The 12417-nt window shown below is 50.7% G+C and carries 11 protein-coding genes and 1 tRNA gene; 7 read left to right on the top strand and 5 right to left on the bottom strand.

Annotated features, from left to right (window positions below; genetic code table 11):
* Nucleotides 1-138: 138 nt before the first annotated feature.
* The 5 genes from IFT76_RS07665 (at nt 139) to IFT76_RS07650 (ending at nt 7152) form a co-directional block, all read left to right on the top strand.
* Nucleotides 139-864, top strand: coding sequence for a hypothetical protein (locus IFT76_RS07665; protein ID WP_192057822.1), 726 nt, complete (start codon nt 139-141; stop codon nt 862-864).
* 282 nt (nt 865-1146) lie between these two features.
* Nucleotides 1147-1668, top strand: coding sequence for a hypothetical protein (locus IFT76_RS20810; protein ID WP_244647914.1), 522 nt, complete (start codon nt 1147-1149; stop codon nt 1666-1668).
* Nucleotides 1669-1674: 6 nt separating this feature from the next.
* On the top strand, nt 1675-2487 hold the full coding sequence (locus IFT76_RS20805) for a tyrosine-type recombinase/integrase (protein ID WP_244647913.1): 813 nt from the start codon (nt 1675-1677) through the stop codon (nt 2485-2487).
* 1723 nt (nt 2488-4210) lie between these two features.
* On the top strand, nt 4211-6340 hold the full coding sequence (locus tag IFT76_RS07655) for an SEC-C metal-binding domain-containing protein (protein ID WP_192057821.1): 2130 nt from the start codon (nt 4211-4213) through the stop codon (nt 6338-6340).
* Between the two features lie 269 nt (nt 6341-6609).
* The gene (locus IFT76_RS07650; RefSeq protein WP_192057820.1) at nt 6610-7152 is read left to right on the top strand and encodes a recombinase family protein; all 543 of its coding nucleotides are present in this window, start codon (nt 6610-6612) and stop codon (nt 7150-7152) included.
* Nucleotides 7153-7471: 319 nt separating this feature from the next.
* Here the strand turns inward: IFT76_RS07650 and IFT76_RS07645 are convergent, their stop codons facing one another.
* On the bottom strand, nt 7472-7873 hold the full coding sequence (locus IFT76_RS07645) for a hypothetical protein (protein WP_192057819.1): 402 nt from the start codon (nt 7871-7873) through the stop codon (nt 7472-7474).
* Between the two features lie 350 nt (nt 7874-8223).
* On the opposite strand from IFT76_RS07645, the gene IFT76_RS07640 reads away from it, so the two are divergent.
* On the top strand, nt 8224-8946 hold the full coding sequence (locus tag IFT76_RS07640; RefSeq protein ID WP_192057818.1) for a hypothetical protein: 723 nt from the start codon (nt 8224-8226) through the stop codon (nt 8944-8946).
* Nucleotides 8947-9017: 71 nt separating this feature from the next.
* Nucleotides 9018-9503, top strand: a complete 486-nt coding sequence (locus IFT76_RS07635; protein ID WP_192057817.1) for a hypothetical protein — start codon at nt 9018-9020, stop codon at nt 9501-9503.
* 85 nt (nt 9504-9588) lie between these two features.
* Here the strand turns inward: IFT76_RS07635 and IFT76_RS07630 are convergent.
* From IFT76_RS07630 to bamC, 4 genes are all read right to left on the bottom strand, one after another.
* Nucleotides 9589-9678 (bottom strand) — tRNA-Ser (locus IFT76_RS07630).
* Nucleotides 9679-9771: 93 nt separating this feature from the next.
* On the bottom strand, nt 9772-10485 hold the full coding sequence (gene purC / locus IFT76_RS07625) for a phosphoribosylaminoimidazolesuccinocarboxamide synthase (RefSeq protein ID WP_056843894.1): 714 nt from the start codon (nt 10483-10485) through the stop codon (nt 9772-9774).
* Between the two features lie 48 nt (nt 10486-10533).
* The gene (locus IFT76_RS07620) at nt 10534-11292 is read right to left on the bottom strand and encodes an MBL fold metallo-hydrolase (protein WP_122714075.1); all 759 of its coding nucleotides are present in this window, start codon (nt 11290-11292) and stop codon (nt 10534-10536) included.
* Between the two features lie 3 nt (nt 11293-11295).
* Nucleotides 11296-12414, bottom strand: a complete 1119-nt coding sequence (gene bamC, locus IFT76_RS07615; RefSeq protein WP_192057816.1) for an outer membrane protein assembly factor BamC — start codon at nt 12412-12414, stop codon at nt 11296-11298.
* Between the last annotated feature and the right edge of the window lie 3 nt (nt 12415-12417).

Below are 12417 nucleotides of genomic sequence, written 5' to 3'. Positions count from 1 at the left end.
GAAACATCTAAAGGACAGAAACTCCCGTTGTTGGATTCGCCATGTGCAACGGTCCATTGCCGTAATAAAAGCTTTTTATCCTTTTGCATAGCAGCAACTCAGTGTAGGCTGGGTTCTACGATTTCTTGGAGAGTGGGCATGGGTGAAGCATGGAATCTGCAAGCGCTGAGGGCGCAAGTTAGGGTTCGTCACCCTGAGGCGAGCGAAGGGCTTATTCAGATTATCAATTCGCTTGGTCGATCATGCGAAATCTTTGACTATCACAAATGTCTTGCCCGCGACGCTTTCGCCGCTTTCAATCCTGAAAACGATCCACACGGATTGAAATTTGCAGAGCAAATTTTTGGATGTGAGGACGAACAACATATCATTGAGAAGGCCAAGCTGATCAGCGAAGCCAACTTGATCGCCTGCATCGCCATAACTCGCAATTCGTTCGACAGCTTTGGGCAATTGCTGAATGGACTCTTACTGCCCACCCCGCTCACAAACCATTTCTACGTCCACAGCGTCAAAGACAAACTTCCCGATGGAGACCTCAAGACTCGGCTTGATGAAGTCTTGTCATCAGATTGGTTTAGGTACGTCCACGCCTTCATGAATGAGGTGAAGCATCATCGACTGATCGTTCAGCAAGCAAAAATTTCGTTCGTAGATGAAAACAGGGGTGGAAAGATCAAAGGGTTCAGCCACAAAGGAAAAGACTATCCCGCCTGCTGGGTTCGAGAGGCGCTGGAAGGGACGGTGGAACTTCAGAATTCGCTAGGTGCATGCGGAATACTGCTCAATCGTGCGTACTTTGGTGAAGCCAACAACAAATCGGCTGTATTGAGTAGTACAACTGAAAAGCAAAAAGCCCCGTAACTCATTGAATTACAGGGCTTTCCAAATAATGGCGGAGAGATAGGGACCCTAAACTTTCTGCCAGCAACACCCATAAAACACTGACTTTCTTGGCTGAAATCCATTTATTACGTATAAATACTACGTACAAACCATCACCCAAGAGAACATCGTGGCAAACAATCTAGAACTGCAAGGCGGCGTGTATCACGTTCGCCTTGCCATCCCCAAGGACGTGCAGAATGCGGTGGCGGCAAGAAAATCCTATCTCAGTCACTGAAGACAGGTCTTCGCTCTGAAGCCATGGATCGCCGTTTACCTATTCTTTCCGAGTGGAAACAGCGAATTCAAGCCGCACGCAAAGGCAACATGCCACCTGAAGACTGGCAAGAACAGTTCGTATCCGCAATTGAGAAGGTCGACACCTTCAGAACGAACAAACGCCGCGCATTGATTGGTGAGGATGTACCACCTTTTCCGCCGTCTAAAGCAATCAAAGCAATGCAGTTAATGGTTGATAACCCTGAGTTTCTGAAAAGTATGATCTTGCTCGTAGAGAAATCTAGGGCGATGGAGAAAAATGATGGCCTGGCAGGTGCGCTAAAATCTCAAGATCTGTTCGCCCATGCGCTCAAGACGAGTCTGCCAACGCTGCATAAAACGCTGTACACGATGACGGAAGATCACCAGGCAGAGATGACTGCATTTCTAGCCGATCCTGCAAGCATCAAACCTAAGTCAGTGATCACAAAAAAAGCGTTGGCGGCATTTCGGACGTACCGACAGAGCCGTGGTGCTGACGCCAAGAACATCGCCATACAGTAAATGCGGTTGACCAGCCTGTCCGACTTTTTGGCCAAGCATCAGCGTCCCTTGGACTTCGACTCTTTTTCGGCATGGCTTGACTCATTGGGTTTGAGCACCAAAACACTTAACCAGTATCGGCTGGCTGGCAGTGTTTTCTGGAAATGGGCTATGAAACACGACAGTCACTGGCGTGAGCATTATCGGGACAAAGCCAGTCCATTTGATAATCATGATTTATCTCAAACCCGGGGCAATGCTCGGAATGATGGACAACACAAAGACTTCACACTGGCAGAACTGCCGAAGCTACATGCAGCCGCTTTGAACGACGGGCATACAGCTTTGGCGGATCTAATCCTGCTGGGTACCTATACCGGTGCAAGAATTGAAGAACTCTGCCGTTTGCACATTGAGAACGTAATCACCGTAGAAGGCGTCCAGAGCTTCGATATCGTTGAGAGCAAAACCAAAGCAGGCATTCGCGTAGTCCCGATTCAACCAGCTCTTAAAGGCGTCGTGGTAGGACTTATAGATGATTCGACAGACGGCTATCTGGTACCCACCAAAGGCCGTAACAAATACCAGATACGTTCAGATGCCTTGGGAAAGGCTTTCGGTAGATTGAAGACTGCGCAGAGTTTTGGGCCACAGCATGTATTCCACAGCATCCGTAAGACCGTCATCACTCAGCTCGTCAGAGCTGACGTTACTGGAACGTTGATTGCGGAAGTAGTAGGCCATGAAACTGGCACGGTTACGTTTGACATATACAGTCAGGGCGCTTCAGCTAAGCAAAAATTTGAAGCAATCTCAAAGCTTCCAAAAATTGCAAACTAGCCGACACAGAACAATTTACAACCCTCCAGAATCCTGTTTAGAAGAAACAGTATTTGTGGTATAACTGAGCGTTTGGCAAAATTTTTTTCTAAACGGATCTTAGGGGGTTTCTAGTAACTCCATGAGACGTCTAACACCTAGGGCATAGCAAGATCCTATAAACAATTAGATGCGCATAGAAAAGCATAATATGTTATACATATTTTGGTACTGTCTTGGTCCTGTCAGTAAAAGGTTATAAATATTTTTACAAAAAAATCACTTATTTTGTGATTTTTCAATCTGAAAGATATAAATACTAGTGTAGGAAACTCCTACATCGATCAGCGCGGGATGGGGCAACCCCCTAACACCCCGACCGCTCCGTTCAAAAGTCGGCCACCATTTCCGACGTACAATCCGAGTGACAGATTCTAAACGGCGATTATTAGGTGCTAGAGGTAGATGGTCACGCGATCATGCAGCTATACAACATTAATCCGGTAAGTGAGAATCGGATAAGTGATGCTGCCTCTGCGCCAATCTAGGAATCTAATAAAATGGACTCTCTCAGGATGGTGGCTCTGGATAAAATATACAACCACCGAAAAAGCTGGAACTCGTCATACTGGGTCCAATTTTTTTCCGTAGCTAATTGAAAACAGAGCTAATCGCCAATAGAGTTACCCTGGCGAGCTACCTGCCAAAAACAGAGATGCCATCTAGTATGAATCCGTTACTGGGACGTTCTTCAAGTCTTAGGCTGGGTTTCTTCCGTGACAGGAAAAATCCGTCTAAACCTTCTTCAAAAATTCTAGTGCCCAATTAAAGAATCGATTTGCGCGATAGCCATTCTGGCCACAGTCAAAAAATCGTGATAGCAATCCATAGAACCATCGCCGCATGCGATGCACCGAAGGCGCCAATAAACATATGAATTTCGTTCACAATAAAAACAGGAACGTTGAAACCATGAGCACGGAATATACCTTAATGATCATTTACTCGTTAACGGGCGGAATGATCATCTTCAACGTTTTTCGTTATCTTTCGATCATATAAAAAATCTGGAAATACGTTTAAATAGACAGACAGACGAATCAATTTGAATGAACATCAGTATAGCCATTTGCGAACTCATCAAGCAGTCACAACTACCAACAGACCAATTTTATCAATACAGGAAATGTAATGAACCACGTATATGTAGAACACCCTTCAGCTCGCCTTGAATCTGTTCCAATAACTTGCTACGTGCTGCTGCAAGGCAATGGCCAACCTGTCAGCAGGTTGCGATACAAAACCTTGGATGACGCTATCGATGTGCCAGGAGCCTTGGCTTCAATCCATTGGTGGCTCTTGTCCGCATTACAGACAAACGCAATCCTACCCACTGGCGTTCTGCTAAACGAGTGAACACCACTGACCTTGGCCCCATGCAATACTAACCACATACACGCAGGCACCACCAACAATCGAAAAATGTGTAGTTTTATCTAAAAATCAAACACACTAAAGTGTAACAATCACTACAATACGACAACAGTAGTAGCGTTAGCTTAATTCATCGCTGCCTGACGCTAATACACTCTCCAATTCGACCTACTAACTAGCAACTCCAGTTAGCAATAACGTGTCCATCGCACCTAAAACTGCGAGTTTAATCCAACACGAAAACTAGCTTTACAAACAAGTAAAAACTCATGTATTTTTATCAACCTCATCTAAACCTCGGAATGATAAAATGCGAACGGAAACCGAAGTATTTGACGAACTACGTCAGCTATGCAAAGAACCAGGCTATATTCATGCAATTGCATATTTTTGTTTCCGTGATTTTACAGTAACAATTGGAGAACAGCTGACGACAGATGACCTGCTACATTTGTTCGGCACAAATAGACTTATAAAAACAGAGCTGACTACGCTTTTAGGTATGATGGTACAAGGGCCGAACATCTGTAATTTCCCTGGCCCTGATCAAATGCAGATTATGATCGATCAGACGGAGAGCCTACTGAGCGAACTCCACAGTTCGCTAATGACCAACTTACGGGACGGCAGAACCAAAAATACTGAATCTGATGAGCATGGGATGGCTTGGCGTGAACCTATTTTCTATGGAGGGGAGTCCGCATATGCTTCACAGTACCGTGAACTGAGCAAGGTTCGGTACAGCCCAGATGAGGCATGGTTGCTATCGAACAAAGGTTTTACAACAGACACGGCAGTTAGGATTATCTACGCGATACAATCGATCCAAAATAGCAAATTACAAACTTGGTATACGAACGCACCGCATCAGGACCCTAACACTTTAACTCCACTCTCTTGCTTCACTGTTACACTGGATGAAATAGCTGAAAATAGCGAAATTGACATTAGACAAATAGGGTCACTATTTGACGCACTGAAAATTCAGTATGGCGGGGCAAATCCTGAGTTCAATGGCATTAGCGATTTTAATGAGTTCAATGCAAGACCTATCATTCAAATAAGCGAAGAATCTTTTGTCATATTCATGACATATTCACTATTTGAATCCATCTACGAATCACCCTATTTTTGGTTCATAAATGATAAAGCTTACAAACCTACAGGGGAAAAAAACAGAGGATTGTTTACAGAAAACTTTGCAGCATCCCGACTAGCTGAAGTATTCGGCCAAGATCATGTACATACAAATATTGAGATTTACAAAAACACAACGCGAGTTGGCGAAATAGACGTCTTAGTTGAGTACGCGGGAAGACTACTAGTACTCCAAGCCAAATCTAAAAAGTTGACGATCGCTGCACGCAAGGGGAACGCCAAGCAATTACAATCAGATTTTAAAGCTGCAATCCAAGATGCTTATGATCAAGGATTGTCATGCAGTGAGTTTTTTCTTAGCAGTGAATACACCTTTACCAAACAAGATGGATCTAAATACAGTCCGGCTCGACATATCACAAAAATCCATATCTGTACGGTAGTGGCAGAACATTATCCTGCACTTACATTCCAAGCGCGCGAGTTCCTCAAATTCAAAACCACCGACATCATCACTGAACCATTTACCATGGATGTGTTCTTGTTAGATGTGATGTGCGAGATGCTAGATTCACCATTACGTTTTCTGGACTACATGGAGCGACGCGCACGTCTTTATCATCGCATAATGGCATCGCATGAACTCACCGTTCTTTCGTATCATATGACGAGCAATTTATGGGTCGATGATAAAACCGACTTTATTCAATTGGCTGATGATGTGTCGGCAGAACTTGAAAATATCATGCTAGTTCGAAGAGACGGAGTGCCTGGAAATCGGAACTCAAATGATTCCGTAACAACATTCTCCGGAACCCCTTGGAGAATGGTCGTTGATTCGCTGACACACACGAATAACGCAGATGTATTGGCTGTTGGTTGTAGATTGCTTGGCTTATCAGGCCAATCTATTGGGCAGTTTAATCAGGCGGTTTCTGAGTTGTTACATGCTTGTGAAAAAGATGGACGACATCACGATTTTATCATGGCATTCAACTCTGACGATGGATTTGGAATAACCATACACTGTAACGACGACTCGCACGACACCGCTTGGTCACGCCTTGAATCATTTTGCATCCGAAGGAAGTACGAACAGAAAGCCACTCGTTGGTGTGGCGTATGCATATCGGCAGCGTCGGGTGAGCTGCGGTTCATTCAGCACTATAATTCGCCTTGGAGGTTTTCAAAGGAACTAGACCACCAAACAAAATTTCTCAAACCTAGTACTCGCAGCGGTCGAATCGGTAAGATGAAGTTCAGCACTCCAAAACCGGGACGTAACGATCCCTGTTCTTGTGGTAGCCGGAAGAAGTACAAGAAATGCTGCTTAACAAATTAAACCTAAACGCTCACGAAAAAAACGAGCGGGTGTGCTTGGTGTTTTTCAGACGCCAAGCTCTTGCCACTTTTTCCGGGTAACTCTTAATCGACGGCTACTCAACTCAAGATCTAGTTGATCCGAGGGCGCATCCAATTGGGTACACCCTAGTGACCGCTGGTCAGTGAATACACGAAAGCTTCCAGGGCTGTATTCAATAGGCTTGCTTTGGATAATGAATACAGTGACAACAAGCACCTCTAGACCCTAATGAATACAAGGTGCGTCAAATGTCTCAAGTCGGCTATGTGCGAGTGTCTTCAGTAGACCAGAACGTTGCTCGTCAGCTCGACGGCATAGCCCTGGATGAAATCTTCACAGACAAGGTAAGCGGCGCCACTACTGACCGTCCAGCTCTCAAAGATCTGCTTCGATTCGTGCGTAAGGGTGACACTGTCCATGTCCATAGCATCGACCGCCTCGCAAGATCTCTGGAAGACCTGCTTGCACTGGTGAAGGAATTCATTAGCAAAGGCATTGCTGTCAGGTTTCACAAGGAGCAGCTCTACTTCACGGGTGAAGCCAACCCTATGCAAGAGCTGATGCTATCCCTATTAGGCAGCGTGGCTCAGTTCGAACGCTCGATGATCAAGGAGCGCCAGCGTGAGGGTATCGCCAAAGCAAAAGAAAATGGCGTCTACAAGGGTCGTACGAAGACAATAGACGATGAGGCTATCCGTAGTGCTATGGCAGAGCCCAAGGCGAGCTTCCGTAAGGTTGCTGCTGCCCTAGGTGTGAGCTTGAGCACCGTACAACGAGCTATGAAAGCATAGGGCCTGACAGGCCCAGGAGAGCCCGCCACGTGCGGGCTTTGTCGTCTCTGGCGTCATGATATTGAACAAGGTAAGTCGCGTTTCTGAGAGTGTTGTAGGGGCTTCCAGCACTCACCAGCGGCACGGATCTTACTTCCAGATTTGTCAGGTTTCCATTGGGGCTAGGAGGCATGCGTTAAGTGGCTATGAGGATCGAAGGCCCTACGTTATTTTCTGAAGCCAGACGCAGACAACGTATCGAATTGACGACCTCCCCACGGCGGGGCGGGGGAAACCGCTGAGAATCATGTAAACCATCAACCCGCCGCAACGGCAACCCCTAGAGCTGTAGGCATAACGCGACCACCGATACGACGAGAGCTAGCGTGGAAAGAACTGTTGCCCACTTGAATTTGCTGTTTTCTTCCTCAAGACCTGCCAAAACGGAAGAGAGCAAGGGGAAATTCACGCACTTGTTGTCCGGTCCAACGACCATAGAGAAGAATGCTATTTTGCTGCCTTCGCTATTCGTATACCCATATTTTGGTTGCATATGGTAGTAGAGGCGCCCGAATACGATGTCGCCGTCGGTTTTGAGCTTGCCAGCGATCAGCTTGCAGTCAATGGGGACGTAAACCTTTGACTTGCGGTTGTTCACGGCGCCAAGCTTGAACGCTTCGAATTCGCGGTAATACGTCTTGTAGATGCTGCGTAGCACCTTGAGGTCTGAAGGTGGTTTCATGGTCAGCATCCTGATGGCATGGCGTTATGCTAGCAACCTCCAATGACCTTGGATACCGGAGTCTTCGTCTGCTTCCACGTACTGCTCCATGAACTCGACAGCAGGCTTAACCTCTTCGATCACGAAAGCCTATTTCTCGAATTCTACCGTCAGACGCAGGCTCTCTTCGTATTGCAGGCCCCGTGCACGAGCCGCCTCAACTGGGTTACTAAAGTTTGTCAAGGCCCGAGCAAAAGGCTTGGAATAGGACGGGAGCGCCCACTCTTATTCTGCAATCGGAAGCTGACCCCGCTACCCTCCCTCGCATCGAGGCACAGTGCTACTATCGAGCTTTAGCACTGGGGGCGAGCATGAGCGATATAGACGAGTCGAGTTTTCCCAAGGCCCGAAGCCTGTTGCTTGCCTACTCGGGCGTAGTGCTCGCTCTGTGGTTTTTCGGAGCCAAGCTCGAACAATTTCAGCTGATGGGGACGGCGATCCAGCTCAATGAAAGGGTGGATCAAGCATGGCTAATTCTGGCCTTGCTCAACCTGTACCTGCTGGTGAGGTACTGCCAGAGGCTGCCCCCGATGGCTTTAAGGTTCGACGCCCGTATGCACCAGCTTTATAGCGCCAGCTTATCGTGGGGTGTAATTCGTCTGAAGCATTTCGCAATGAAGAGGGCGCTGGATCAACGTTTTGCAAACGAGCCAGTACACGCTAGAGGGCTAAAAGTGGTTCGCGGTAAGGCCTACCTCACCTGTTATGACAAGATAGAAGCAGATAACGCAAAGAATGCTGGCGCTGGGGACATTCGTTTCGTTACGAGACCGTACCGCACGGAAATGAAGCTGGTGGTTGAGTACGCTGTTGACGGAAAAAGCGATCCGAGTGGTTATAACCGAACCCTTCAGCTAGGCATCTACGAACCTCCAGCTTGCGTTACCTGGCCAATCAAGGCGTTCGTGATAATCCGTGGTGCATTCGTAACGCCATGGTTTACGGATTTCGTAGCTCCCCTGCTCTTTGGAGTAAGCAGCACCCTAGTATCTGTCTACATGTACCTCAGGCTCAACCATTACCTCTGGCTCTGACGATGTTGAAGCGCATAATTCTGGCGTAGATTTTTTTTGCATGGTTCAGAACGAATAGAGAGAGACAACACATGGCGATAGGAGATGTTCTGCCCTTCTTCTTACTGATACTGACTGCCATGGGCACCTTTGCGGGCTGGATGTGGCAAAAGCATCAAGAGCGTAAGAGCGTGACCGTAGCAATTGTCGCTGAGGTGCGGGCTCTGCATCAGATAGCGATAGAACGGAATTACTTAAACGATCTGGACGAATGTGCTGTAGGGCTAGAGGCGCTACCGAAGGGCAAAAGGCCATTTCACATATTCGCCGTACCGGGGAATCAGGACTATGCACGAGTGTTCACGGCGAACCTAACGAAGCTCGGCTACCTGAAGCCCAAAGACGCGTCGTCCGTTGTACGTTTCTATCAGTACATCGAGAGCGTGCTTATAGACGTTCGAGAGGGCGGCGTGTTGCACAGCGGCTCTGATGACCCTGCTTCGTTTGCACAGGCAGCTGCGATACTACGGAAGGCGTTTGCAGAGGCTGAGACGATTTCCGCCAGATACCCCGGCTGAGCTGTTTCTGAGGGGTACAATCAAGGGGTACAATCGGAAAAGAAAAAACCCCGTAACTCATTGAATTACAGGGCTTTTCAAATAATGGCGGAGAGATAGGGATTCGAACCCTAGGTACCGGTGAAGGTACAACGGATTTCGAATCCGTCCCATTCGGCCACTCTGGCATCTCTCCAACGGCGCGAATCATACCAGCGTCTGCGCCAAACGCGAAGCCCCTGATGCAAAATAATTTGCGAATTCAGGCGCTTGCGCGTCTGCAGCGGTGTTACAGCGGCACGCCCAGGCGGTTGGCCACTTCTTCGTAGGCTTCGATGACGTCGCCCAGACCCTGGCGGAAGCGGTCCTTGTCCATTTTCTTGCGGGTGTCCTTGTCCCACAGGCGGCAGCCGTCGGGGCTGAATTCGTCGCCCAGGACGATGGAGCCGTCGCTGAACACGCCGAACTCGAGCTTGAAGTCCACCAGCAGCAGGCCGGCGTCGTCGAACAGCTTGGTCAGTACGTCGTTGACCTTGAGCGACAGCTCTTTCATTTTCGCCAGTTGCTCGGCGGTGCCCCAGCCGAAGGCTACGACGTGGGACTCGTTGATGAAGGGGTCACCCTTGGCGTCGTCCTTGAGGAACAGCTCGAAGGTGTACGGGTTCAGCTTCATGCCTTCTTCGACGCCCAGGCGCTTGACCAGGCTACCGGCAGCGTAGTTGCGCACCACGCATTCGACCGGGATCATGTCGAGCTTCTTGACCAGCACTTCGTTGTCGGCCAGCAGCTTGTCGAATTGGGTCGGGATGCCGGCGGCTTCCAGTTTCTGCATGATGAAGGCGTTGAACTTGTTGTTCACCATGCCCTTGCGGTCGAGCTGTTCGATGCGCTTGCCGTCGAACGCCGAGGTGTCGTTGCGAAACAGCAGGATCAAGCGGTCGGCGTCGTCGGTCTTGTACACCGACTTGGCTTTGCCGCGGTAGAGTTCTTCACGTTTTTCCATGATGGGCTCCGCTTGCTAAAAGTATGGGCTAGGCGCCCCTTTGGGACGCTAGGCGATGTGGCGCCAGTCGAGCCCTGAATCTTGGTCGGCCAGTTGCAGCCAGTCCGCGTCGCACCCCAGGGTGTCGACGAAGCATTGCCGGGCCAGCTGCGGCAGGTTGTTCTTGCTGCTCAGGTGGGCCAGCACCAGGTGTTGCAGGTTCTGCCAGCCCAACTGTGCCACCAGGCCGGCAGCCTGATGATTGTTCAAATGGCCCCAGTCACCGCCGACGCGCTGCTTGAGAAAATAAGGGTAGTGCCCACGGGCAAGCATGTCGCGGCAGTGGTTGCTTTCGATCATCAGGGCATCGAGGCCCTGGTAGTGGTCACGCACCCTGGCGCAGTGGGAGCCCAGGTCGGTCAGCAGGCCGAAGCGCCGCTTGCCGTCGCTGAACACGTACTGGGTAGGCTCCAGGGCGTCGTGGGCCACGGCAACCACTTCGATACGCAACGCACCGATTTCCAGCACGTCGCCGCAGCGCACATGGGTGCGTACCGGTACAGGCTTGCGCAGGCCGCGCTCGGTGCCGAGGCTCATGTAGACAGGCACGCCATGGCGGCGCGCCAGCAGCTCCACGCCATGCACGTGGTCGGCATGTTCGTGGGTCACCAGCACGGCGCTCAATTGCGCGGCGCTCAGGCCCAGGCGGGCCAGCCGACGTTCGGTTTCGCGCAGGGAGAAACCGCAATCGACCAGCACATGGGTGTCTTCGCTGCTGATCAGCGTGCCATTCCCTTGGCTACCGCTGCCGAGAACGGCAAAACGCATCGCTTAACCCAGGTTGTCTTGAATCACACCCAACACACGGCGGGCAACATCTGCCGGGGCCACGGTGTTGATGTTCTTCTCGACGGTGACCTGGACGCTGTCGCCCACCTTGCTCAGGCGCACCTGGTAACGCTCGGCGCGGGCTTCGAGTTCTTCCTTGCTCGGCGCATTGCCGAACACGCGGCTGAAGAAGCCCGGCTTGTCGTCGGCGCGCTGGGCGGATTCGGCAACGTTGATGTAGTACAGGCCCAGGCTGCGGTTGATGTCTTCGATGCGCCACTGGCCCTGCTCCAGGGCACGGCCCACGCTGGACCAGGCACGGTCCAGATCGGCGCCGACGTTGAGCACCGGGTTGCCGCTGCCGTCTTCGCTCATGGCTACACGGCTGGGCGCGTCGAAATCACGTGCGGCGACCAGGGACACCGAGCCACCGCGTTCCGAGTCGCGGGTCATGCTGGCGAGCATCTGGTCGACCAGGATCGAGTCCAGGCCGGTGTTCACCGAGCGCGCCGGGAAATCGGGCTCGGTGCTGCTGCCGGCCGGGCGCTCGACGCTGACCACGTAGATTTCGCTGCTGTTGCGCTGCACGCCGGGTTCGATGCGCACGCGCACACGGGTTTCGCTTCCACTGGAGGTGGTGGCACCGCTCAGGCGCTGTGCCATAGAGGCGGAGAGCTCGTCGAAGCGCTGCCAGGTGGTGGTGAATTCACCGGTTTGCGGACGGTCTTCGGCGATGCGGAAACCGTTGTCCTCGAAGAACTGGTGAGCGATCGGCCAGACTTCGGCAGGCGCACGCTGGGCCATGATCCAGCGGTTTTCACCGCTGCGCTGCAGCGAGAAATCACTGGCCTGCGCAGCTACCTGCAAGGGCAGTGGGCGCGGCACTTCGAATTCGGAAGCCTTGGCGTTATCGTCGGCGACGTTGCGCGGGATCGGCAGCAGCGGATCCAGACGCTTGTCGGTTTGCACGCCGGGCGGCAGTTGCATCGGGGCGGTTTGGGTCGCCTCGAGGTAATCATTGCCACGATCGCGGAAGTAACCGTTTTCGCCCCAGAGCCACCCGCAACCGCTGGTGCTCGAAATGACCAAGGCAAGGGCAGAAAGGCCAGCCAATCGCTTCATGCG

The organism is Pseudomonas sp. CFBP 13727, from assembly GCF_014841915.1.
Lineage (GTDB): Bacteria > Pseudomonadota > Gammaproteobacteria > Pseudomonadales > Pseudomonadaceae > Aquipseudomonas > Aquipseudomonas baltica.
The sequence above is the reverse complement of the archived record's forward strand: the minus strand, read 5'-3'. Positions and strand labels throughout refer to the sequence as shown.

Bases quoted from the DNA above. Each gene is read 5' to 3' on its own strand.
- bamC (WP_192057816.1), bottom strand. From the start codon at position 12,414: ATGAAGCGATTGGCTGGCCTTTCTGCCCTTGCCTTGGTCATTTCGAGC.
- purC (WP_056843894.1), bottom strand. From the start codon at position 10,485: ATGGAAAAACGTGAAGAACTCTACCGCGGCAAAGCCAAGTCGGTGTAC.
- IFT76_RS07655 (WP_192057821.1), top strand. From the start codon at position 4,211: ATGCGAACGGAAACCGAAGTATTTGACGAACTACGTCAGCTATGCAAA.
- IFT76_RS07665 (WP_192057822.1), top strand. From the start codon at position 139: ATGGGTGAAGCATGGAATCTGCAAGCGCTGAGGGCGCAAGTTAGGGTT.
- IFT76_RS07635 (WP_192057817.1), top strand. From the start codon at position 9,018: ATGGCGATAGGAGATGTTCTGCCCTTCTTCTTACTGATACTGACTGCC.
- IFT76_RS20810 (WP_244647914.1), top strand. From the start codon at position 1,147: ATGGATCGCCGTTTACCTATTCTTTCCGAGTGGAAACAGCGAATTCAA.
- IFT76_RS07650 (WP_192057820.1), top strand. From the start codon at position 6,610: ATGTCTCAAGTCGGCTATGTGCGAGTGTCTTCAGTAGACCAGAACGTT.
- IFT76_RS07645 (WP_192057819.1), bottom strand. From the start codon at position 7,873: ATGAAACCACCTTCAGACCTCAAGGTGCTACGCAGCATCTACAAGACG.
- IFT76_RS07640 (WP_192057818.1), top strand. From the start codon at position 8,224: ATGAGCGATATAGACGAGTCGAGTTTTCCCAAGGCCCGAAGCCTGTTG.
- IFT76_RS07620 (WP_122714075.1), bottom strand. From the start codon at position 11,292: ATGCGTTTTGCCGTTCTCGGCAGCGGTAGCCAAGGGAATGGCACGCTG.